This is a genomic window from Thiomicrorhabdus sediminis (genome assembly GCF_005885815.1).
GTDB classification, from domain to species: Bacteria; Pseudomonadota; Gammaproteobacteria; order Thiomicrospirales; family Thiomicrospiraceae; genus Thiomicrorhabdus; species Thiomicrorhabdus sediminis.
Genome location: NZ_CP040602.1, coordinates 155425 through 179253, shown reverse-complemented (window position 1 = coordinate 179253; position 23829 = coordinate 155425). Strand labels below are relative to the sequence as shown.

General features: G+C 45.9%; 21 protein-coding genes. 7 read left to right on the top strand and 14 right to left on the bottom strand.

Annotated elements, in window-relative coordinates; genetic code table 11:
• The first annotated feature begins 81 nt into the window (after nucleotides 1-81).
• Together FE785_RS00745 and FE785_RS00740 are read left to right on the top strand one after the other, a co-directional pair.
• Nucleotides 82-2259: a putative bifunctional diguanylate cyclase/phosphodiesterase gene (locus tag FE785_RS00745; RefSeq protein WP_138563440.1), complete on the top strand. Its 2178-nt coding sequence runs from the start codon at nucleotides 82-84 to the stop codon at nucleotides 2257-2259.
• A gap of 412 nt (nucleotides 2260-2671) precedes the next feature.
• The gene (locus FE785_RS00740; protein WP_138563438.1) at nucleotides 2672-4438 is read left to right on the top strand and encodes a DEAD/DEAH box helicase; all 1767 of its coding nucleotides are present in this window, start codon (nucleotides 2672-2674) and stop codon (nucleotides 4436-4438) included.
• Between the two features lie 45 nt (nucleotides 4439-4483).
• Here the strand turns inward: FE785_RS00740 and FE785_RS00735 are convergent, their stop codons facing one another.
• Entirely contained in the window at nucleotides 4484-4759 is a 276-nt protein-coding gene (locus FE785_RS00735) for a GIY-YIG nuclease family protein (protein WP_138563436.1), read from the bottom strand.
• Between the two features lie 180 nt (nucleotides 4760-4939).
• On the opposite strand from FE785_RS00735, the gene FE785_RS00730 reads away from it, so the two are divergent.
• The gene (locus FE785_RS00730) at nucleotides 4940-6052 is read left to right on the top strand and encodes a GGDEF domain-containing protein (protein ID WP_138563434.1); all 1113 of its coding nucleotides are present in this window, start codon (nucleotides 4940-4942) and stop codon (nucleotides 6050-6052) included.
• Between the two features lie 42 nt (nucleotides 6053-6094).
• On the opposite strand, the gene moaC is transcribed toward FE785_RS00730, so the two are convergent.
• The 7 genes from moaC to soxC all read right to left on the bottom strand — a co-directional run bounded on the left by moaC (nucleotide 6095) and on the right by soxC (nucleotide 12355).
• A complete protein-coding gene (gene moaC / locus FE785_RS00725) occupies nucleotides 6095-6574 on the bottom strand; it encodes a cyclic pyranopterin monophosphate synthase MoaC (protein WP_138563432.1) in 480 nt (159 codons plus the stop codon).
• Nucleotides 6575-6583: 9 nt separating this feature from the next.
• The gene (locus FE785_RS00720) at nucleotides 6584-7789 is read right to left on the bottom strand and encodes a molybdopterin molybdotransferase MoeA (RefSeq protein ID WP_138563430.1); all 1206 of its coding nucleotides are present in this window, start codon (nucleotides 7787-7789) and stop codon (nucleotides 6584-6586) included.
• A 95-nt stretch (nucleotides 7790-7884) separates the two neighbouring features.
• Entirely contained in the window at nucleotides 7885-8352 is a 468-nt protein-coding gene (moaE, locus tag FE785_RS00715) for a molybdopterin synthase catalytic subunit MoaE (protein ID WP_138563428.1), read from the bottom strand.
• Nucleotides 8353-8354: 2 nt separating this feature from the next.
• Nucleotides 8355-8603 (bottom strand): molybdopterin converting factor subunit 1, encoded by a 249-nt coding sequence (gene moaD, locus FE785_RS00710; protein ID WP_138563426.1) that lies wholly within the window; start codon nucleotides 8601-8603, stop codon nucleotides 8355-8357.
• A gap of 35 nt (nucleotides 8604-8638) precedes the next feature.
• Nucleotides 8639-9640, bottom strand: coding sequence for a GTP 3',8-cyclase MoaA (gene moaA, locus FE785_RS00705; RefSeq protein ID WP_138563424.1), 1002 nt, complete (start codon nucleotides 9638-9640; stop codon nucleotides 8639-8641).
• Nucleotides 9641-9936: 296 nt separating this feature from the next.
• Nucleotides 9937-11007: a c-type cytochrome gene (locus tag FE785_RS00700; RefSeq protein ID WP_138565748.1), complete on the bottom strand. Its 1071-nt coding sequence runs from the start codon at nucleotides 11005-11007 to the stop codon at nucleotides 9937-9939.
• Nucleotides 10994-12355, bottom strand: coding sequence for a sulfite dehydrogenase (soxC, locus tag FE785_RS00695; RefSeq protein ID WP_138563422.1), 1362 nt, complete (start codon nucleotides 12353-12355; stop codon nucleotides 10994-10996). The genes FE785_RS00700 and soxC overlap by 14 nt, the downstream gene beginning before the upstream one ends.
• A 542-nt stretch (nucleotides 12356-12897) precedes the next feature.
• On the opposite strand from soxC, the gene hemB reads away from it, so the two are divergent.
• Both hemB and aroE read left to right on the top strand, forming a co-directional pair.
• Nucleotides 12898-13902: a porphobilinogen synthase gene (gene hemB, locus FE785_RS00690; protein WP_138563420.1), complete on the top strand. Its 1005-nt coding sequence runs from the start codon at nucleotides 12898-12900 to the stop codon at nucleotides 13900-13902.
• Between the two features lie 112 nt (nucleotides 13903-14014).
• Nucleotides 14015-14857 carry a shikimate dehydrogenase gene (gene aroE / locus FE785_RS00685; RefSeq protein ID WP_138563418.1) on the top strand — a complete coding sequence of 281 codons (843 nt, stop codon included), beginning with the start codon at nucleotides 14015-14017 and terminating at the stop codon, nucleotides 14855-14857.
• A gap of 93 nt (nucleotides 14858-14950) precedes the next feature.
• Here the strand turns inward: aroE and katG are convergent, their stop codons facing one another.
• Both katG and FE785_RS00675 read right to left on the bottom strand, forming a co-directional pair.
• Nucleotides 14951-17128: a catalase/peroxidase HPI gene (gene katG / locus FE785_RS00680; protein WP_138563416.1), complete on the bottom strand. Its 2178-nt coding sequence runs from the start codon at nucleotides 17126-17128 to the stop codon at nucleotides 14951-14953.
• A 499-nt stretch (nucleotides 17129-17627) separates the two neighbouring features.
• Entirely contained in the window at nucleotides 17628-18164 is a 537-nt protein-coding gene (locus FE785_RS00675; RefSeq protein ID WP_138565747.1) for a gamma carbonic anhydrase family protein, read from the bottom strand.
• A gap of 185 nt (nucleotides 18165-18349) precedes the next feature.
• Between FE785_RS00675 and FE785_RS00670 the strand changes: the two genes are divergently transcribed.
• Nucleotides 18350-18724, top strand: a complete 375-nt coding sequence (locus FE785_RS00670; protein WP_138563414.1) for a PilZ domain-containing protein — start codon at nucleotides 18350-18352, stop codon at nucleotides 18722-18724.
• Between the two features lie 76 nt (nucleotides 18725-18800).
• Complete coding sequence (locus tag FE785_RS00665) at nucleotides 18801-19187, top strand: PilZ domain-containing protein (protein WP_138563412.1); 387 nt, start codon at nucleotides 18801-18803, stop codon at nucleotides 19185-19187.
• A 12-nt stretch (nucleotides 19188-19199) separates the two neighbouring features.
• Here FE785_RS00665 and FE785_RS00660 read toward each other — a convergent pair whose 3' ends face one another.
• The 4 genes from FE785_RS00660 to FE785_RS00645 are packed head-to-tail and all read right to left on the bottom strand — an operon-like array spanning nucleotide 19200 to nucleotide 23802.
• Complete coding sequence (locus FE785_RS00660; RefSeq protein WP_202978311.1) at nucleotides 19200-20423, bottom strand: cytochrome-c peroxidase; 1224 nt, start codon at nucleotides 20421-20423, stop codon at nucleotides 19200-19202.
• Nucleotides 20424-20427: 4 nt separating this feature from the next.
• The gene (locus FE785_RS00655; protein ID WP_138563410.1) at nucleotides 20428-21474 is read right to left on the bottom strand and encodes a Fe(3+) ABC transporter substrate-binding protein; all 1047 of its coding nucleotides are present in this window, start codon (nucleotides 21472-21474) and stop codon (nucleotides 20428-20430) included.
• Between the two features lie 59 nt (nucleotides 21475-21533).
• Complete coding sequence (locus FE785_RS00650; protein WP_168188883.1) at nucleotides 21534-22691, bottom strand: DUF1513 domain-containing protein; 1158 nt, start codon at nucleotides 22689-22691, stop codon at nucleotides 21534-21536.
• A gap of 25 nt (nucleotides 22692-22716) precedes the next feature.
• Complete coding sequence (locus FE785_RS00645) at nucleotides 22717-23802, bottom strand: imelysin family protein (protein ID WP_138563406.1); 1086 nt, start codon at nucleotides 23800-23802, stop codon at nucleotides 22717-22719.
• Nucleotides 23803-23829 lie beyond the last annotated feature (27 nt).

The window sequence follows — 23829 nt, the reverse complement described above, 5'->3', positions numbered from 1 at the left end:
TGCTTTTGGGGTTTTCAGAGACCGGTACATAGGCTAGAATCACTGTAACAAACCCCTATTAATTAAGGTGCCATTCTATTAATGAATGACAAGCTACAGTTTACCGAGCTGGAAAAAACCGTTTCTCGTTTAAAAGATGAGCGAAGTAACCGGCACGATATCTATAACGCACTGCATAACGGTATTATTCTTTTTAAGCAGGGGTTGGCTGTCCACCATATAAACACCTACGCCAAGCAGCTCTTGGTGATTGATGACGATTTCGATCCAGAATTCACCTTTCTCCCAATCTTCAAAAATAAAAAAGCGACCCTACCCTTCAAATTGCACCACTGGCTGCAATTCATCAAAGAATACCCGTCTCCGGAACCGACCGAAATCACCATTTGGCTGCGTAATCCGCAAACCCTAAAAGTCAAACCACTGTTATTAAGCGCCAAGGCGATGCTCGACAGCATGGGACGCGTGCGCAACGTTTTACTGGCCATCTATGACCGCAGCGTACACGCACAGGTAGAATCACAACAACGCCTGATGGAAGCGGCTTTCAACAGCTATAACGGCCAATTCATTGCCAATGAGCATGGCTTTATCATTAAGGCGAATGACAGCTTTATCGCTCTGTCCGGGATCGACCGCAGACGACTCAACAGCATGACCTTGATGCAATGGCTCGAACAACAGATCGACTTGAAAAACGACACCACCGGTCTATTGAAGACGCTGATCGAGCATAAGTTCTGGAGCGGAGAGGTGGAGCTGCACCCGAGCGAAGACACGATTTTCCATGCGATATTGAGCATCTCGATGGTGATTGATGAAGAGTTCAATATTGAACACTACATTGTCAATTTGCAGAGTATTACCGATATTAAAGAAGCCCATGCCAAACTCGAGCACATGGCTTATTTCGATACGCTGACAGGCTTGCCAAACCGTAAGCAGGCGCTACAGAACATCAATACGGTGATTGCTCAACATCGTCGCAAGAAGACTTTCAGCGCCTTGTTATGCATTAACCTGGAACGTTTCAAAGGCATTAACGATGCTTTTGGCCGCCGTACCGGTGACAAGTTCCTCGTTAAGGTTTCCGAGGCCATTCAGCGCGTCTTGCGCCCGAATGACAAGATTGCCCGCCTGGAAGGCGATGAATTCGTCATTATCTCTCAGGACAGCGACTATACCGCGGAAAAAGCCGCGCAAAGCGCGCATAGATTAGCGCTTAAGGTATCCCATATTCTTAACCACCATTTCGATGTCGAACAGTTAACCCTGAACAGCTCGGTGCGCATCGGTATCGTGGTGTATCCAGGCTATACCGAAGAATCACCGGAAGACCTGTTGATCAATGCCGATTTGGCGGTAGCGCACGCTAAAGACGTCAACAGCCAGCACAAAATCTTCACTTACGATATCGCCCTGACCGAGCAGGTCAAATACTGCCGTGAACTGGAAAGCGACTTGGTCAATGCACATAACCGCAATGAAATCGAGCTTTATTACCAAGCGCAACTGGATAAAGACAAAAACCTCTACGGCGCTGAAGTCCTTGCCCGCTGGCATCATCCCAAGCATGGCTGGATTTCACCTTGTACCTTTATCGAGATTGCCGAAGATAGCCGCCAGATCCTCAAGCTCGGTGCCTGGATTATGTACCGCGCCTTCTTGCAGGCGAAAATCTGGCAGCAATACAGTCATAAATTCCACCTTTCGGTGAATATCAGCCCGATTCAGTTCCACGAAGCGGATTTTATCGAAAATGTGCGCGCAATCCTCAATGAAACCCAGGTCAATCCAAATCTGATCACCATGGAACTGACCGAAGGCATCCTGGTCTCAGACATTGAAAGCGCCGTGCAGAAAATCGGCGAGCTTCGCGAAATTGGTTTCAAAGTATCGATCGATGACTTCGGTACCGGTTATTCATCTTTGACCTACTTTCAGAAACTGCCGATTCACGAACTTAAAATCGACAAGAGTTTCATTGGCCGCATTCCCGAAAGTAAAGCCGACATCGCCATTGTTGAATCAATTATCCGTTTGGCTCAAGCCAAAGACCTGATTGTCGTTGCCGAAGGCGTGGAAACCGAACAGCAGGTCGAGTTTATCCAACAGCAAAAAGACGATGTTCTGATTCAGGGCTTCTTTTTCAATAAGCCTTGCTCGGCAGACGAGTTCGAAAACACTTTCTTCAGCCAAGCCATCGCCGACAAAAAAGCAGTGCAAGAAATGGCAGGATCGATCGACGATTCTGAATAGCGTTTTTAAGCCATTGTTAAATATTTTTATCCGCCTATAAAGATTATTTGCATATCATTGCGCATTCTAGTAGAATCCGTGCCACAAAAATGCGATTCTGCAAAGTTAAGACAACTTTATTGAACGCATCGCAAGAGCGATTTGCCTCAGCGCTGTCTTAGACACGCCCTAAAACGAATTTTTTCGCGATTATTCTGCCGCAAACAGCTCTTTTACGGGAAAACTCCCTTATTGCAATTTGCCCCAGAATAACGACCATTCCAAAGAATCAGTTTTCTATGGAAAACTATTCTCTGCATAACAGTGATATGAATCTTTTTACCATTGCCATGAATTCTGTCACTTGTTATGCCGTACTGATATAGCATTTATTCCAGGGCACCGACTTCTCTATAACGAGAAAGGACGCCACATGACGACTGAAGTCAGCTTCAAAGACTTAAACTTACTGCCGCAGGTACTGCAGGCAATCACCGAAATCGGTTATGAAACACCGTCACCAATCCAGGCTCAAGCCATTCCAGCTCTGCTAGAAGGTAATGATATCCTAGGTATGGCACAAACCGGTACCGGTAAAACGGCCGCTTTTGCCCTACCGGCTTTAAGCATCGCCCAATATAACCAGAAAGACCCTCAGGTATTGGTATTGGCACCAACACGCGAGCTTGCCATTCAGGTCGCGGAAGCCTTCCAGAGCTTTGCCCACAACCTAAAAGGTTTCCATGTTTTACCGATTTACGGTGGTTCTGACTACGGTACACAGATTCGTGCGCTAAAACGCGGCGTACAGGTAGTTGTCGGGACACCGGGCCGTGTCATGGATCATATCAATAAAGGTACCTTGAAACTGGACAACCTAAAACTATTGGTTCTGGATGAAGCCGATGAAATGCTACGTATGGGCTTTATCGACGATGTCGAATGGATCTTGAAGCACACGCCAGATAGCCGTCAGATCGCTCTGTTCTCGGCAACCATGCCGAAAGAAGTACACCGTATCGCCACAAGTTACCTTGATAACCCGACTGAAGTCATTATCAAGCAGAAAACCACTACAGCGACAACTATCGAACAGAAATACCTATTGGTCAGCCAAGCGCATAAGCTTGATGCCCTAACCCGCATTCTTGAAGCGGAAGACAAGATTGATGCATCGATTATTTTCGTGCGTACCAAAACTGCGACCATTGAATTGGCCGAAAAACTCGAAGCGCGCGGCTATGCGGCAGCGGCACTTAACGGCGATATCGCTCAAAACCACCGCGAACGCATCGTTGATCAGTTAAAAACCGGTAAACTGGATATCCTGGTTGCCACAGACGTGGTTGCCCGTGGTTTGGACGTACCTCGTATCAGCCATGTATTCAACTACGATATTCCTCAGGACAATGAAGCCTATGTTCACCGTATCGGTCGTACCGGTCGTGCCGGACGCTCAGGTTCTGCAATCTTGTTTGTGACACCTCGTGAACGTCGTTTATTGAATTCGATTGAGCGCACCACTAAGAGCAAGATTCCTGAAATGCACCTACCTTCAACCCAGCAGATTAACGACAGTCGTGTCGATCGTTTCAAGGCACGTATTGTTGAAGCGACTAAAATGGATGAACTGGCTTTCTATCAGGATTTGGTTGAACAGGTTGAAAATGAACAAAACATTCCAGCCGTTGAAATCGCCGCTGCCTTGGCACGCCTACTACAGGGTGATATTCCATTCTTCCTATCGGAAAAGCCGATTGCGCAACCACGTGAACGTAACCGCAATGAACGCGGAGACCGTGGCGACCGCGGTGGACGCAATGAACGTCGTGAACGTAAACCACGTCGTGAATACAGTGCCACACCTGATGAGGGGATGACTCGTTACCGTATCGAAGTGGGTAACCAGCATGGCGTGCGTCCAGGTAATATCGTTGGCTGTATCGCCAATGAAGCCGGTATCGACAGCGAGTTTATCCGTCAACTACGTATCGAAGATAACTTCAGTATGGTTGATCTGCCGGCAAGCATGCCAAAAGATGTACGTGATGACTTGGGCAAGGCTTGGGTCTGCGGTCAGCAGCTACGCATCCGTGAAGTCAAGGACGGCGGCCTACCACCACGTAAGCGTCTGTCTCGTCATAAGAAACAAGGCAGCCCAAAAGATAAAGGCAAGCCACGCCGCATGAAGCGTGACTAATAAGCTTCAATAATAAAAACCCGCTCTATGCGGGTTTTTTATTGCCTAAGATATGGTCGTATCAATTAACCGTTGCTTCGCCAAACGGCTCATTTTCTTGATTTGATATTCCCGCTGGCTGGCACAGGAACGAGTCGCCACAGCCTCTTGATAGACCAATTGGCAGGGCCGCCTGCTTGCGGTATATTTTGCCCCTCCTTGAATCTCACCATTATGCTGACGTAAACGTTTGCCCAAATCGTTGGTAATACCGCAATAAAGCGTTTCATCGGCGCAACTCAGTAAATAAACCGACCATTTTTTAGTGACTTTGGCGTTCATAGAAATCTCTATTGTTATGAATCTTTGTTTCAGCGGTCAATACAAACCGAATCGACACTAAGCCTTTCAATGCATTATGCCTTTAATTCTTAACTCTCTTTCAATATATTTGATATTAGTAGTATTATGTAGTGTAGTTATGAGTGATTACAACGTCTTATTTGACAGCATAGGTATCTTATGAATAGAACCGATCAAACCCTATTGGAACAGATGCGCATCACCCAACTGGAGATCGAAAGCCGTAAAACGCTATTCAATATCTCCTATGAAGATGTCGAAATACTCAATAATGTCAAACCGCTCGTTGAACAAGAAATCGACGAAGTCGTTAAACTTTTTTACGAACTGCAAACCGATATCCCTGAAATTGCCCTATTGATTGGAGATGCCGATACCCTTGGGCGCCTGCGTAATGCGCAGCGTAAATATATCATCGATCTATTCAGCGGTTTCTATGATATCGAATATGTTAACAACCGTTTGCGTATCGGGATGGTCCATAAACGCATCGGGGTCGAACCCAAGCTTTATCTCGCCGCCGTCCAACAGCTGAAAAAACTTTTGATGGATATGCTGCAAAATATCTTGGAAAATCAGCCAGAGCAGCTCTTGCAAGCGCAGAGCGCACTGGAAAAACTGTTTATGTTCGATGTTTCCTTGGTATTCGATACCTATATCAGAAGCTTGATTTCAGAAATCGAAACCTCAAAAGAGAAATCCGAGGACTATGCGATCGAACTGGAACAAAAAGTCAAAGAGCGTACCCTTCAGCTGGAGATTCTATCGCGTACCGATGCTTTGACCGGTCTGTTGAATGTGCGTCACCTGAATGAGATCCTAACGCAAACACTAAGAGCCGCGCAAAGGCGTTTGGAACCGGTAACGGTCGCATATCTGGACATTAACAATTTCAAAAAGATTAATGATGAAGAGGGTCACCAACGCGGCGATGAGATTCTGCGTACCGTTGCCAATGCCATTAACCGCATCTCACGCGAGGAAGATCAGTGTTTCCGTTATGGCGGCGATGAATTCTGCATTGTCTTGCCGAAATGTACCGAGAAACAAGCCAAACAACTCTATAGCCGTCGCCTGATGGATGAAATTCAATTACATGAAGCTGACTTAACCCTGAGCGTCGGTTATATGCAAGCGGGGCCTGATGACTATCCTTCGGCGGAAGAGATTATTCACTGCGCCGATCAGCATATGTATGAAAACAAGCACGACTTTAAGGAAAACCATCAGGAAGAAACACAACCCGAACAGGACCAGGAAGAGACAAAATAAAACCCGCATAAAGCGGGTTTTCAATTATCGGAAAAATGAAACTTAGCGTTGCCAATGACCGGATTTCCCACCGACTTTTTCCATTAATTGCACCTGATCAATCACCATGCCACGATCGACCGCCTTACACATATCGTAAAGCGTCAATGCCGCTACCGATGCTGCCGTTAAGGCTTCAATCTCGATGCCGGTTTGACCGACCGTTTTACAGGTCGCCTCGATATTGACGCAGCTGACATCCATATCCGCAACCAAATCCACTTTTACCGAAGTGATCATCAAGGGATGACACATTGGAATCAGATCAGGAGTGCGTTTAGCCGCCATAATACCGGCAATTCGTGCAGTCGCCATGACATCACCTTTCTTATGCTTGCCTTCGACAATCATCGCCAAGGTTTCCGGCTGCATATAAATGATCGCGGTAGCGGTGGCCGAACGCTCGGTATGCGGTTTTTCACCGACATCAACCATACGTGCCTGACCTTTTTCATCCAAATGAGTTAATGTAGCTTCAGTCATTTTCTTCTCTTATTCATTTACGGCATTAAACGGGTAAAACGCAACCTTGTCGCCCTGGCGGATAACATTGTCTTCAGGAATCACCACAAAACCATCTGCCCATACGGTCGAGGTCAGCACCCCTGAACCCTGCTGCGGATAAATTTCGACAAAGCTTTGCTGGTTTTTATTGATCAAACGGGCGCGGGCGAATTCTCGACGGAATCCGGGTTTGGTCCACTCAAAATCTGCCTTTAGCCAAACCGGCTTGGCTTTATAGGCGCTTGCCCCCTGCATCTTCAACAGATAGGGACGGGCAAACAGGTTAAAGGTTGCGAAAGCAGAAACCGGATTACCCGGCAGGCCGATAAACGGCGTGCCTTGGATATCACCGTAAGCTAAAGGTTTACCCGGCTTCATTTTCACTTTCCACATATCTAGGCTGCCTAGCTGCTCGATCGCCGGTTTGATATGATCTTCCTCGCCTACCGATACGCCACCGGTGGTCACTACCACATCGGCAATTTCGGCCGCTTCTTTCATCGCCATGACAGTGGCTTCCAAAGTGTCTTCCACCCTACCCAAGTCGAGTAATTTAAAGCCTAATTCAGGAATCAAACCCGCTAACACATAGCGGTTAGCATTGAAGATTTTGCCAGGCTGTGGTGCCTGTCCCGGTTCAAGTAATTCATCACCGGTGGTAAAGGTCGCGATCGTCAATGGCAGGTAGACTTTAACCTCAGCGGTACCAATGGAGGTGATAAGACCTAGATCCTGAGCACGCAATTTATGACCTTGTTTTAGAATAGTGGCCCGCGCCTTGATGTCTTCTCCGACAATACGGATATTTTGACCGGCCTTGGGTTTCTGTGCGGTGATCTTTACCTGATTCTCCGCTAGCTGCTCGGTCTCTTCCTGCATAATGACGATATTGGCACCTTCAGGGATTGGGGCACCGGTGAAAATGCGGGCCGCGGTACCCGCTTTTAACGGTTCGGGCTGTGCGCCCGCAGGGATTCGCTGACTGACTTCGAGAATATTATTATGTTCCAAGTCAAAACTATGCAATGCATAGCCATCCATCATGCTGTTGTCATGTGGCGGTACATTCACCGGTGAAACCACAGGTTCGGCTAAAATACGGCCTAAAGCTGCACCGACGGGAACGGTTTCTGTTTTGGTCGTAATGTCTACATGAGTGAGTAAATGATGCAAGGCTTCATCAAAGGTTTTCATAAGCTACTCTTGTCGGTCTTTGAACGATTAATTTGGATAATTTAGCAATAAATTCAGAGTTGTTATCTATATCGAGCGTAATACAGTCAAACGGGTTATTCGGCCCAACGTTTTTCTGCTTCTTTGTCACTGATACGTGCATCAACCCAGCGTTCGCTACCATCCGGTAAAGTTTCCTTTTTCCAGAAAGGCGCATTGGTTTTCAGGTAGTCCATAATAAAATGGGCGGCATGGAATGCGTTTTCACGATGGCGACTGCTTACCGCAACCAAAACGATTTGCTCACAAGGATACATTTTACCGATGCGGTGAATGATCTTACTTGATTCCAAATGCCAACGCTTATGCGCTTCCAGACGGATATTCTCGAGTGCTTTTTCGGTCATGCCCGGATAATGTTCCAGCTCGAGGATACTCACCTCATCGCCTTCATTGATATCACGTACCGTGCCGACAAAACTGACCACAGCACCGATATCCTTATGCCCTTCACGTAGTTTGGCAACTTCAGTGCTTAAGTCAAAGTCTTCCGCTTGAACTTGGATAAAAGGGTATTGTGCCATTATCAACCACCTGTTACAGGTGGGAAAAAGGCAATTTCATCACCCGCTTTAATAGTGGTTTCACGCTGAGCCACATCGTGATTGACTGCAATTTGTAAATTTTGGTTATCACGCAATGCCTGCTGCCAGGTTTCACCTCGTTGCGCCAAAGCTTCCAATAGTTCGTTAACCGTCTGGTATTCAGCGGCCAACTGCTCTTCAGCCTGACCTAACACTTCTCTAAAGCTGGCAAAATATAAAACATTCAGCATTTTTAATTCCTGCTTAAATAATCAATAGATGCGGCTTAACCGCCAAGTTGAACCATTTGTCTAAATTCAATATTGTGGACGTTCTCATTGAAATAATGACGCTCCGGTTTTTTCAGCAAAGCATCCTTAATCAATTGTTTCAATCCGTCGTCACTGATTCCTTCTCTTAGCGGGGTACGCAAATCGACAGAATCTTCCTGACCTAAACATAATGCCAATACACCCTTTGCCGTCAAACGCACACGGTTGCAGGTCTCACAAAAGTGTTGCGATACTGCGGAAATAACACCGATCTTGGTATTGGTTCCGGCAATCTTGAAATTACGTGCCGGGCCATCATGGCTCTTACTGGCGGCCGGAATCAAATCGGCACCAACATGAGCTTTAATACGTGCAAGGATCTTATCGGCAGCATAGTGCTGATCCATCATTGCTACCCCGGCCGGACCGATTGGCATGGTTTCGATAAAACGTACTTCAACGCCTTTTTCCAAACCGTAATCAACCATGGCTTCAATCTCGTCATCATTGGTGCCTTTCATTACCACCATATTGAATTTGACCGGATTCATGCCGACTTCTAACGCTTTATCGACACCTGCCAATACTTTCTCCAAATCTCCACCACGAGTGATTTTGTTGAAGCGCTGCGCTTTCAATGAGTCTATGGAGATATTAACGCGATTGACGCCGGCTTCTTTTAAAGCAATGGCTTCACGGCCTAAATGATGGGCATTGGTTGATAAGGCGATGTCTTCAAGCCCTTCATAGCCACTGATCTGACCAACCAAGTCCGCAAGGTTCTTTCTTACTAAAGGCTCACCACCGGTAATACGTACCTTGGCAACTCCCAGATCAACAAAGGCTTTGATAATCCGCGACAATTCATCATAGGAAAGATATTCCTTATGGGTTCCGTCCGGATGCACGCCTTGTTCGGGCATACAATAGCCGCAACGATAGTTACATTTGTCCGTCACTGAAACACGGATGTATTCTATTTTTCTGTTGAATGGATCGATAAGTTCATTGCGCATATAATTTAAACCGTTATAGCCACGAGGGAATAACGGAATTTTACAGACAACCATATTAGAAATCAATGATTTGTTCGAAAAAAATGCCACAAAATCCCTTATAAAAACAACGGGATAACTTTCTTTAAGACACAAAAAAACCCGCTACTGCAAAACAGTAGCGGGTTTATCGAATTTAACTTATTTAAAGCTCGTTAGGCGCTGTTAAGGCAAGGCAGATGCAGGAGCTTACTCTCGTAAGCGACCTGCATCTAACACCGAATTAGCAGTGCATAACGAAACTTTAAATCGTTAAATTACATGCCGGCGTGACCAACACCTGGCTTATCTTCGTGCAGACGCTGAGGAACGTTGTACTGAGGTGTTCCATCAGGTAGACGACGTGCTTGACGATAGTTATTGATATCACCAGTACCATCACCTACAGTAGCCTTATCACAGTTTTCCATACAACGTTCGTTGTGGATAACTGGACGGTGGTCACAGAAGAAGTTACCTTGGTTCTTCATGTACTTGTTCATTTTCATCAGAACTTCAGAGTTGAAGAAAGTATCGTCTTCTAATTCAGTCCCTTCATCATCCATAGGGATGTAGTTAGACTGAAGGATGTAACCTGTCATACCCATGTAACCAGCGTCACCGATATATGGTGCGTTTGGTGTCCAGAAAGGCATTGTACGACGGATGTAGTCGAAAAGAGTTACAGCGTACGGCCAGTAGTTACCAACAGTTTTCATTGGAGCTGGATCAGAGAAGTCAGAAGTTGTTAGATCTTCTTCAACTGCTAGAGGTAGGTAACCTTTAGCACCTTCACCGAATTCACCGTGACACATACCACAGAACTGAACGTAAAGCTTAGCACCTTCAGCTACTGTCATACCAACCTTAGGATCAGGAAGACCTTTACCATCACCATCAACAACGATGTTCCACTTCTCTAGAGCCGCTTCAGCAATAGGAGTACCGAAACCGTAAGCTACGAAGTCAGCATCATCATAGAAGTTTGCAGCTGCGCTGTCGTGAACTTCAGTAAATGCCGCAGGAATCTTACACTGAGCGTTACCGTGGTTACCACCATCGATGCTGTCATCAACTTCGAAAGAGTAAGGGTTAGCAGGATCTAGCTTACCTTCAAGACCGTCACGACCGTGAGTTGCGTCTTTACCAAGGATTGCTTCGATAACCGCTTTATCTAGGTACTTACCATCAGCATTCTTGATGATTTCTTCATAGTTTGCTGCGTACTTACCGTTAATTTTTTCACCAGCTGCAGAGTTGCTGTCTGAAGAACCAGACATTGCGAATGCAGAAGCTGAAAATAGTGTTGCAACAGAAGCTACAACCAAAGTTTTCTTAGTACTGAACATTTTCAATCAAGCCTCCGTTTTTACCATCTTCCCAAGCGTGTACGCGCCATGTAACCATAGCTGTACGGTGGTAAACGTTGTTTGTACCTTCTAGTTTACGCATCTGCGGCATTGGCGGCTGAACGTAACCAGTTTCATCTGTAACACGGCTCATTAGGAATGCTTCTGAACCATCCCAATCCCATTCAAGTTCGAAACGAGTCCAAGCTTTATCAAGAACTGGAGAAGTAAAGTGAGCTTCTTTCCATGTCTTACCACCGTCAACAGAGATGTCAACGTGAGCAACCTTACCACGACCAGACCAAGCTAGACCGCGTAGGAAGTATTTACCAGGACCTTCCATTTTGAAGTCTGGTGATGGGTAAGTGATTACAGAGTTTGCTTCCATGTACCATGAGAAACGCTGCGCAGTACCATCTGGCATCAATTCTGTATACTTAGAAGTTTCTTCACGGTGCTGCATAGGCACATCGTGAACTTGGATACGACGTAGGTATTTAACCCACATGTTCGCTTCACAACCAGGAACAACTAGTCGGATAGGGTAACCCTGTTCACGACGTAGCGCTTCACCGTTTTGAGCGTAAGCAATGAAACAGTCATCCATCGCTAGATCTAGAGGGATAGAACGAGCCATACCAGCTGCATCCGCACCTTCAGGAATGATCCACTTACCTTCTGGCTTGATACCAGCTTCTTTCAATAGGTCAGATAGACGTACACCTGTGTATTCAACACAAGACATCATACCGTGAGTCCACTGAACAGAGTTCAACTGAACACCTTTCCACTCCATCGCACCGTTAGCAGGACACTCTACGAAGTGAATACGTGATACTGATGGGAAACGCTTAAGATCATCCATAGTGAAGATCAATGGGCGCTCAACAAGACCGTGAATAACTAGACGGTGCTCATCAGGATTGATAGTAGGTACACCACCGTGGAAACGCTCAAAGTGAAGACCGTTTGGCGTAATGATACCGTGTAACTGGTGTAATGGAGTCATAGTGATAGACGCCATTGAGTCAGGTGTCAACCACTCAAGAGTACGACGCTGAACTTCTTTCTCGAAAGGAGAAGGCATACCATATGGGTATTTACGAACACCGAAACCTAGTGTTTTACGCGCTGCACCATCTTGTAATACAGTTGTGATTTCTTCTTTACCTGCATAAGGTGCTACCGCTTTCTTAGCGTCATAGCCAGCACCTTCCGCTGCACTTGCTGCTTTAGTGAACATCACACCACCAGCTACGGCCGCAGAACCTTTCAAAAAGGCGCGACGACCTTGGTTGCGAGATTCTTCAGTCTGAACTGCAACCTTTTCTACGATTTGATCTGTCATTTATTGCTCCTTGATGGCATTTACCTGATTCCGAATAAATTAGGTAACACCCCAGATTCAAGAGTTTAAATTATCCAAAAATAGCCTGGATTGCCGTAAAGTTGATACTTCAACCAAGGCTAATACAGTTATTGCTAGCAGGTTATAATAAATTTTATGGCAACTTACTGCAACCTCTAGACTAAGAAAAATTAGCATTCTCTTATATAATTTTTTTATGATTAATTAGCATACTTTCTATACGGTTTTATGATTCAGCGCCTAAAACACATCATATAGTGGTATATCCAATACAATGCACATAGGCTTAATTTATATTACGTACTAACACTTAATACGATTATTTAATGTAAATCTTTTTAATCGCACACCATAAATAGATTTATCGCCGCTATCTCATTTTCCCCTACCCGGATAAAAATTGACCGTTTAACCAAGATGGACTATTTTCAACCGCCCTTGGCAGCGAGTCGCTTTATTTTTAAAACATGGGCAGGTATGATTCCTGCATATATTAATATTTGTACAGCAAAGGTCCTATCATGCTTAACCGCCAATTCCCGATTACCCGTATGCGCCGCATGCGCAAAGATGATTTCTCGCGCCGTTTAATGCGTGAGAACCAACTCACTGCAAGCGATTTGATTCTGCCGATGTTCGTTATTGAAGGTCACAATAAACGTGAAGCGGTTAAATCCATGCCGGGCGTTGAGCGTTTAAGTATCGACTTGCTGGTCACCGAAGCCCAGGAAGTCGCCGCTTTAGGCATTCCAATGATTGCCATCTTTCCGGTCACCCCCCTTGAAGCGAAGTCACTGGATGCGGCTGAAGCCTACAACCCGGAAGGCTTGGCGCAACGCGCGGTTCGTGCTGTCAAAGCGGCTTGTCCGGAATTAGGCGTTATGACCGATGTGGCGCTAGATCCGTTTACCACTCATGGACAAGACGGTATTATCGATGAAGACGGTTATGTCTTAAATGACGATACCATCGATGTATTGATGCAACAGGCGCTATCGCATGCCGAGGCCGGTGCCGATGTCATAGGACCATCGGATATGATGGATGGCCGCATTATCGAGATTCGTGAATTGCTGGAAGACCACGGTCATATCAATACCCGTATTATGGCTTACTCGGCTAAATACGCCTCCTCTTACTACGGACCTTTCCGTGATGCAGTCGGCTCAGCGGGCAATCTTGGCAAAGGCAATAAAAACACTTACCAGATGGATCCGGCAAACCGTAACGAAGCGCTTCATGAAGTGGCGATGGATCTGAACGAGGGTGCCGATATGGTAATGATCAAACCGGGACTACCTTATTTAGATATTGTCCGTGACATCAAGGATAACTTTAAAGCACCGACCTATGTCTACCATGTCAGTGGTGAATACGCGATGCTAAAAGCCGCCGCCGAAAAAGGTTGGATTGATGAGAAGCCGGTAGTTTTGGAAACCTTATTGAGCTGTAAACGTGCCGGAGCCGACGGCATCCTGACCTACTATGCGAAACTGGCTGCGATCTGGCTTAAGGAACAACAGTAACCCTTTAATCTACTTGCACCTTATTATCATGAGCCTTTATTCAAAAAGGCTCATATTTCTAAGGGCTATTCCCGGCTTAACTTTTTGGCTTAATGTATATCGAGAAAACTTTATGAGCGATAAATACGCTGTGGTCGGTTATCCGATTGCGCACTCCAAATCACCACTAATTCACCGCTTATTTGCCGAACAAACCAATCAGGATTTGAGTTATGAAGCCATTCTGATTGATTCGGACGACACCAGCTTTACCTGGAAAATGGCCGACCTGAAAAACCGTGGCTACAAAGGCATTAATATCACTGTGCCTTATAAGTTAGATGCGTTTGAATATGCCGATGAATTGACGCAACGCGCACAAATCGCCCAAGCGGTAAACACTTTTATTTTCAATGAAGATGGCAGCACAACCGGTGACAATACCGATGGCATTGGTCTGGTGAATGATATTGAACAAAACGGTCAATGCCCGTTTGCCGATAAAAGCGTGTTGATCCTGGGTGCAGGTGGTGCGGTACAAGGCATTTTAGAGCCTTTATTAGACAAGCATCCCAAACAAGTCCATATCGCCAATCGCACTGCCATGCGTGCCGAAAAACTCGGGCAGCGATTTACCACCAGCGTGCCGATGAGTGCCAGTGGCTGGGATGACATCCCGGCACAAACATTCGATATTATTATTAACGGCACCGCGGCCAGTCTGGAAGGGAAACTACCACCTATCAGCACAGGAGTGATTGCCAGTAACTCTTTGGTTTATGACATGATGTATAGCACCGAACCTACGGTATTTATGCAGTGGGCGAAACAGGCTCAGCCTGATTGTCAGACCATGGATGGTCTAGGCATGCTGGTTGGACAAGCGGCTGAGGCATTTTATCTATGGCGAGGCGTCAAGCCTGAAACCGCACCGGTTATTGCCGAAGTGCGTCAAATCATGCAGAACGAAGATTAAAGGCAAAAGTTAAAAACATTTTGCACAATATAAAAAAACGCTGCCGGCGCAAAGCTTGCAGCGTTTTTTATTTGATGCAAGGATCCCTATGTTCTATTCAAGGTCATAACGGTCCGCGTTCATAACCTTGACCCAGGCCGCGACAAAGTCGTTAATGAACTTCTCTTTATTATCGTCCTGCGCATAAACCTCGGCATAAGATCGCAATATTGAATTAGAACCGAACACCAGATCGACTCGTGTTGCCGTCCATTTCAATTCACCACTGCTACGGTCACGAAGTTCATAGCGATTTTCACCCGTCGGCTGCCAGCTGTTTGCCATATCCGTTAGATTGACAAAAAAATCATTGCTTAACACACCGACTCTATCAGTGAACACCCCGTCTTGACTGCCGCCATGGTTTGCCCCCAAAACACGCATACCACCGACTAAAACCGTCATTTCCGGCGCGGTTAACCCCATCAACTGAGTACGATCAAGCATCATCTCTTCCGGCGAGACGACATAATCGGCCTTAAGCCAGTTACGATAGCCATCATGCAAAGGCTCAAGGTATTCAAAAGATTCGATATCGGTCTGCTCCTGCAAGGCGTCCGCGCGACCACAGGCAAAGGGTACATTAATATTAACCCCGCCATCCTGAGCGGCTTTTTCCACCGCAGCGCTTCCGCCAAGGACAATCAAATCCGCCATGCTCACCGGCTTGGCAAAACCTTGCTGGATAGACTCCAGCACAGCCAACACTTTATTTAAGCGCTGCGGCTCATTACCTGGCCAATCCTTTTGTGGCATCAAACGAATACGCGCACCATTGGCACCGCCACGATAATCGGAACCACGATAAGTGCGCGCACTGTCCCAGGCGGTTGCCACCAATTCGGCCACGCTTAAACCACTCGCTAAAATCTGGCTTTTCAAAGTCGCCACATCGGCATCGCTTAGTTCACTTCCACTCGCCGGAATCGGGTCTTGCCAAATCAAATCTTCTTCAGGTACATCGGAACCTAAATAACGGCTTTTAGGTCCTAAGTCGCGGTGTGTCAATTTAAACCAGGCACGCGCAAAGGTATCGGCAAAGTACTCGGGATTCTCATAGAATTTCTTCGAAATTTCACGATAGACCGGATCCTTGACCATCGCCATATCCGCATCAGTCATAATCGGGCTATATTTAATGGAAGGATCTTCCACATCCGGCACCATGTCCTCTTCTTTAAGATTAATAGGTTGCCATTGATTTGCACCGGCCGGTGATTTTTTCAATTCCCAGTCATAATTGAACAACAAATAGAAATAACCATTATCCCACTGGGTTGGATTACTGGTCCATGCGCCTTCCAGTCCGCTGGAAACGGTATTGCGACCGATACCGCGAGAAGTGTGGTTATTCCAACCAAGCCCCTGCTCCTCAATAGCGGCCGCTTCCGGATCGGCACCAAGCTCGGCGGCATCGCCATTACCATGACATTTACCTACGGTATGACCTCCGGCGGTTAAAGCAACGGTCTCTTCATCATTCATCGCCATACGCTTAAAGGTCTCACGTACATCATGAGCGGTTTTCAATGGATCAGGATTACCATCCACCCCTTCCGGGTTAACATAAATCAACCCCATCATTACCGCCGCCAATGGGTTTTCCAAGTCACGTTGTCCGGAATAGCGACTGCCTTCACTCCCGGTTGGCGCCAGCCATTCCTTTTCCGACCCCCAATAGATATCTTTTTCCGGATGCCAGATATCCTCTCGCCCCCCGGCAAAACCAAAAGTTTTAAAACCCATCGACTCATAAGCCATATTGCCGGCCAAAATCATCAAATCGGCCCAAGACAGCTTATTGCCGTATTTCTTTTTAATCGGCCAAAGCAAACGGCGCGCCTTATCCAAATTGACGTTATCAGGCCAGCTGTTCAAAGGCGCGAAACGTTGGTTACCGGTGCCGGCTCCACCTCGACCATCGGCGACACGATACGAGCCTGCCGAGTGCCATGCCATACGAATCATCAAGCCACCATAATGTCCCCAGTCGGCTGGCCACCATGATTGGCTATCGGTCATTAGGTTTTTTAGATCGGTTTTCAGTTCTTCAAGGTCAAGGCTATTGAACGCCTTCTTATAGTCAAACGCTTCGCCCATCGGATTGGTTTTATGATCATGCTGATGAAGAATATCTAGATTCAATGCATTCGGCCACCAGTCCATTACCGAACTCGCCGTTTCCGTATTGGCACCATGCATAACAGGACATTTACCGCTAGAGTGTTCCATGAGTAACTCCTTTGATTTTTTTTTTTGCTGCTTAGGTCAACAAATCAAAAGTCATTGTTAATCAATTAATTACAAAATCAAAGTTAATAATTACTAACGAATCGATAGTTTTTTTCTATGGTGCAAAAATATCAAACGGCACCATTTCGCCATGCGAAATTTTGATTGTTTAATACGCCAACCGGCAGTAGAATTAATGGGTTTGTGAATTTATCTAAATCTTGGGCTAAAAGCTAAAAAGTTAAGTTAAAACCCAAATATATCAATCGATTACAACTTACCCATATTGATTACCTGGATTTATCCGATAACCTAGGGCTGCCATTGAACGGCAGATCCATCCATTGAATAAACCTATCCCTGCAGGCAAAATAAAATAAATTTTCTATTTCAGAAAATGCTGATAAATCAACTTATTAATACCGATATGCAGGCACAAAAAAGCCGGTCACTTGTATATCAGGTGACCGGCTTTTGTCAAAGCGTTTTAGACTTAGGCTTAAGCCTCTTCCTGCTCGGCATATTCATTTTTCAATTTGATATAGTGCTCCGCGGAATAACGGAAAAAGGCCAACTCCTTTTCGCTAAGAGGCCTTGCCTGCTTGACCGGCGAGCCGACATAAAGATAACCGCTTTGCAGAACCTTGCCGGGTGGCACCAGTGCATTGGCTGCAACCAGAACGTGTTTTTCCACTACGGCATTGTCCAAAACAACGGCTCCCATACCAATCAGACACTCATCTTCGATAATACAGCCGTGCAGTACCGCATTATGGCCGACAGTGACGTGTTTACCGACAATGCATTTCGAGCCGTTAGACATATCGCTTTCATGGGTGGTGTGAACGACCGCACCATCTTGAATATTAGAACCTTCACCGATTTCAATATCATTAACATCACCTCGTAACGTAGCATTAGGCCAGATACCGACATCTTTAGCCAGTTTACATCTACCAATCACTACTGCGTTGTCATCGACCCAGGCTTGCATGTCGATTTGTGGTGCTATGCCTTTATATTTTCTAATTGCCACCATCATCCCCTTTAATAATTTGCTCAATTGGCGAAACCATACACCAGACAACCGAAAATGCCAACTGGCGAAGCCTTCTGTTAAAAGAATTTAATCCAGCAAAAAAAGGCTTTATAACCTATCCGTAAAAATACGCCTATAATGGCAAGCAACAATCTTCAATACGAGACCAAGGTTTTCAATTTATGAAAGAAAAACGCCAACATATTCGATTCCCATCGAATCGGCCTATAGTGATGTTCTTAGGAGACCGGCATATCTACGCCACCATGACCGATTTTTCACGTCATGGCGTTGGTTTTATTAGCAGCAGTCATCCCGAGGTGGATTCAAATATTGAGGTACATTTTGATATTGTCTCACCCATTGAAAACAATCGACTGCATCAGTTTCAATTCAAGGGGACCGTCAAACACTGTATTACCTATTCGCAAAATAGCCATATAGGTGTACGCCTAGAGGTGAACGATCAAGATTATTTTGATATTTTCGATGCCTTGCACGACATCAAAGACCATCAGACGGCACTTTATACAGACCCTAGAATGGTCAATTTATAATCTACCTAAATTTCGATTGTAAAGCGCGTTCTTTTTGCTATGATGAATCAATAACCTAGAAAGAAACCCAAGATTAATGAAAAGCCACGACAACAACAGTTCAGCACAGCAAAAAACCAGTCAAAGCTACATTGATCGACGCCGTGAAGCGCGTCTTCCTGCGCATTTACCCTCGATTCTTATCCAGAACGACCGTACCATCTATACGACCATTATCAATATGTCAGAGCATGGCATCGGTTTCTTATCTGCAGTCCCTTTGAAATCTGATGACGTGATTGAAATCAATTTTGAACGTAAATCGGCCAACACCATGATTCCGGTTAGCCTTAAGGTTCATGTCCATTCATGTCAGGAAGTCGATTTTGAATACTATATTGGCGGCAGCATCGCCAAGAACTCTTTAGAATATAAAAAGTTCTTTGAGACGATCGAAGGCGATACTCCTAGAGCTCTTGGTTGAGGAACTACTCCGTTAGTCAGCACATTCAATGCCGTTTTTCTCGATCAAATGCTCATAGCGCTTATCCGTCAAGGTTCTTAAAAAACAGACCATCTGCTCAACCTGAAAAGGCTTTAACTTCCTGCCGTCCTTTAACTCCTGCCAGGAAACCGTCTCGGCAAACTCAGGATCCAGCCATGGCTTGCCCGTCTCCGGATTGATTTTGTGCTTTGAGCCCAGCAAAAAATGATCGTAAAACTTGATGACCGTAGACAGGTCTTGGAAAACACCATTATGCATATAGGGTGCGCTGACCGCGACATTTCTCAGTGTCGGCACCTTAAATTGACCCAAATGTGCGCCACTGTTCACCGCCGGATTATCCAACAGGCCATGATCTTGTTGGGAAACGCCGTTGGCTTGCAACTGCAACTTGGCTAAGTCAGCATTTTTCGGCACACCAATATTATGGTATTCATAGTTGCTGAAAGTCTCTTTGTCATAACCGTTTGCATGGCCTTGATGACAGGTTGCACAGTTGGTGAACTGCTGTGAGAAAAACAAAGACTTGCCTGAAAGCTCCTTAAAACTGAACTCCTCTTCACCACGCAAAACACGATCATATTTAGCATCGAAACTGGACACTTCGGGTGATTTCTCAAACTCCGCGATGGCATCGGTCATCGCCCAGTATGCGTTATCGGTTTGAGCAAACACATTACTGCCATAAAAACGGTTAAATGCTTCTCGATACAACCTGTTCTCCTGTAACCGTTCAACCACCTTCTGTTTTGATGGCATCTGCATTTCCAGCGGGTTCAGGGGCGGCTGACCGGCTTGTTCAGCTAAGCCGGCTTCACGTCCGTCTAAAAACATGCCCCCTACAGGACCATGATAATCACTTTGCTGTGAATTAAAGCGTGAATGAGCCCCCTGCAAGTCGAAACTCGGCGTGAAAACGGCATAGGTGACGGTAGGTGTATTACGCCCGCCAATCGATTTATTATCGGTACCTAGAGAAGTCATCAGTCTGTTGCCCTTTTCATCGACACGACTATCGATAAAAGCCGCGGCCGGGTTATGGCAACTGGCGCAGGATTGCTGGCGATTCAACGACAGGTTGCGATCATTGAACAACAACTCTCCCAACTGCTGTTTGGAAACGATCGCGCTCTGAACTTGTTGCGCCTGAACCGTCATAGGCATGGTCAAGCTCACCATGCCTAATCCGATTAAAGCATAATACCAAGACTTCACTGAATTAACGCCAACCGGCTCGATCCATAATCTTTACCGCTTGAGCATTATAAATACCCAGCTCGGTCAGATTTAACGCGTCTGATTTAAACTCACCCCAATTCTTTAATGTCGGGCTCCATTCAACGTCTTCCACCGCCGGATATTCGTTATTGGTTTCGGCATACCAAGCCTGTGCCGGCTCAGAAAGCATAAATTCAATCAGTTTCAAGGCATTCTCCTTGTTTTTAGACGCTTTGGTCAAAGCGATACCACTGACATTGACGTGAGCACCACGACCTTGCTGGTTTGGCCAAAAGATGGCAACCTTTTCTGCGGCTTGTTTCTGTCCTTCATCCAGCCCACTTAGCATCTTGCCTAAATAATAGGTGTTGATAACCGCGATATCACACTGACCAGCGGCCACAGCCATCACCTGATCACGGTCACCGCCTTTAGGTTTACGGGCAAAGTTTTTCACCAAAGCGTCAGCCCATTGCTGGGTAGCCTGCTCGCCTTGCTGAGCAATCATCGATGCAACTAGCGACTGATTATAGATATTATTGGACGAACGAATACATAGACGCTTATGCCATTTCTTATCGGTCAAAGCCTCATAAGTCGATAACTCTTGCGGATCGACGCGGTCTTTAGCGTAGACAATCACTCGGGCACGGGTGGTCAGTCCAATCCAGTCGTTATCACGATCTCGCAAATGCTTAGGCACCGAATTCAAGATATTCTCATCGTTGATCGGCTGCAGAACACCCGCTTGCTTGGCACGATAAAGACGCCCGGCATCAACGGTTACCAGCAAATCCGCAGGGCTTAAGGCACCTTCCGACTGCAAGCGCTGCAATAAGGCATCTGCCTTACTGGTAATCAAATTTACCTTAATACCGGTGTCACGGCTAAATTCATCCAATAAAGGTTTAATCAATTGCTCTTTACGCGCCGAATAGACATTCACTTCTTGTTCGGAGGCCTGCGCGTAATTGATTGGTATCGCCAAACTCAGCAATAGCAATGTAAACAATGAGCCCTGTGCTTTTTTTATTAAAGACTGCAACATATTCATTCCTTCTCCATTTCATTCTTAAATTCGAATTCAACCATAACCAATTCTCTAAATCAGCTATGGATTGCCACCATGTGGTTATCCCACTTCATCCCTGGCAGATGTTTTCTCTGCGCCAGTTTTTCATTTAAATTCATCGCATCCAGCATACGCACCATGCCGAATGAATTCGTAATGGCAAACTCGCCGCTGGCGGCTTGATTGACAATTCCGCAGACATCCTGCAAAGCGTGATAACCGCTGAACTCGCCGGTATCAATGTGCCAAAAGCCCACAATATCGCCATGCGGGCTGGTAAAGCCTGCCAACCGAGACTCGCTATTTACCGCAACGCTACCGACATAGTCGTCCATCTGTTGCAGCACCATTTCCGGCTGAGCAAACATCTGTAAACCGGTTTTGGCATGATAACTCGCTGTCAAAGGCACTATACGGTCATGTCCGCAAGCCTCTCGCTGCACCTGCATACCAAAAGCGATGGTACCGTCATTGCTGACATCAAGATGGCGAATACTGGCTTTCGGTTCCGTCACCGTTACCTGCTCGTTTTGACTCCCGTTTTCAATATCCACCAAAGCCAAATTGGATTGCATGGTATCCAGATTGAGTTTTTTACGACCGCTTTCCGGACGCGTTAAAATCCCGCCATTAGCGATAACAAGCTGTTTGTTATCGGGCATCAGCATCAACTGGTGAGGCCCAACGCCATAGCTGTCATACTCTCCAAGATGCTGAAAACTGTGCGCATCACGAATACCGATCTTGCCGACATTGTTTTTCAAATCGGCTTCAGTGGTAAACAAGTAACGCCCATCAGCACTAAAGGCTCCATGACCGAAAAAATGACGATCCTTGGTCGCTTGGATACGGTTCACCACCTTGCCGCTATTCAAGTCAATCTCAATCGATTCGGTACTGGGACGGCGACCGAATAGGAAAATACGATGTTTTTCCAGTGGGTGCTGGGCGCCGCCGTGACCGCGAAAGCCACTCAAACCATCAAACTCATGCACGGCATTACGGTCCGCAGCCGGATGGGTTAGACCGCCATAGCCAAAACCATGCGCCTTATCTCCTTGCGCCGCAAACCAACCCTGCTGACCCTGTGCATCGCTAATTAGCGTTTTTGCATAAAGTGTCGGCGAAGCGGCCAATAAAGCACCCGCCAATGAGTTTTTTAAAAATGCCCTGCGATTTAGAGAAACATCCATATCAATACCTTTGAGCCGACGGTCTTCAGTCACCATCGACAAAATTCATTCCCAGATTCATTCCCAATGCTTTAGGAATCGGTTTTTCAAGATACCCGATCATCGCACTATAGGCTTTTGCCAAAGCAGCCTTATCGCGATTTTCGATAGCTATTCTGGCCAGATTCATTTGCTCATCAAAATCTTTGACTTCCTGTTTCCGCGCCGCTTTCCATAGATAACCGCGAATGCTTAAGTTGCTTTGGTTTCCGCTATAGAGCATTTCAACGGCATCCAAACCGGCGGCCAGATTAGGCCAACTCATGTCAGACAACTGCGCATCCAATCTGCCATTTAATTTACGCTGAGTGATGTAACGTAAATAGTCCTGCATGGCATATAAAAGCTTACTTAACGGTTGCTCACCACCCTCCAGCTTAGCGCTGACAAACAATTCTCTATAGCCGGTTTTTCCCTGATGACCGGAAGTCCAACCCGTCAACACATAGCTGGCAATACGTTCGTTCAAATCCACCATGCCCTGTAATAGCTGGCATTTTCTTGGCTGCTGATAACTCTTTAACAGAACATCGTTGGCGCCATCAAAGAGTAGAATTTCAATTGCCGGCATCCCCACCAGATTGAATTTCAACTTATTGAAATAGGCTTGATGCAAAGCTTTATCATCTTCTAAACGACGCTTGATATTGTCGCGAATCGAATGACTGTAATCACGACCTCTTTGGCGCATCGATTCAACAAAATGGATTTTTGGAAAAAACAGATTGTCTCGTAAAGGGCCAAAATCAAATAACATGACACCGTTCCAATCGAGATACAGCTGCTTAAAGTCTTTTTGTAAATCAACCAAGCCATCTTCATTTGGCTGCTGACAAAAATCCATTGTCGATTTTTGCATTAACAGCGCTGATTTTTGCCACTGTTGAATACGGGGAATCATCACCTCATCGGCACTGGTGTCGATAATCGACTGCAAGCCTTTCTTACCCAGCTCAATCTGCGCCAATGGCGCTTTCTTTAGCGGATCTGATTGACATGCTCCCAGCGCCAGTGCCGCTAAAAGCAAAAATACCAGGCGGGGTTTCAGGATCGTCTTTGTCTCGGCTTGCATAATATTTACCTATTTTAAAATCTGATC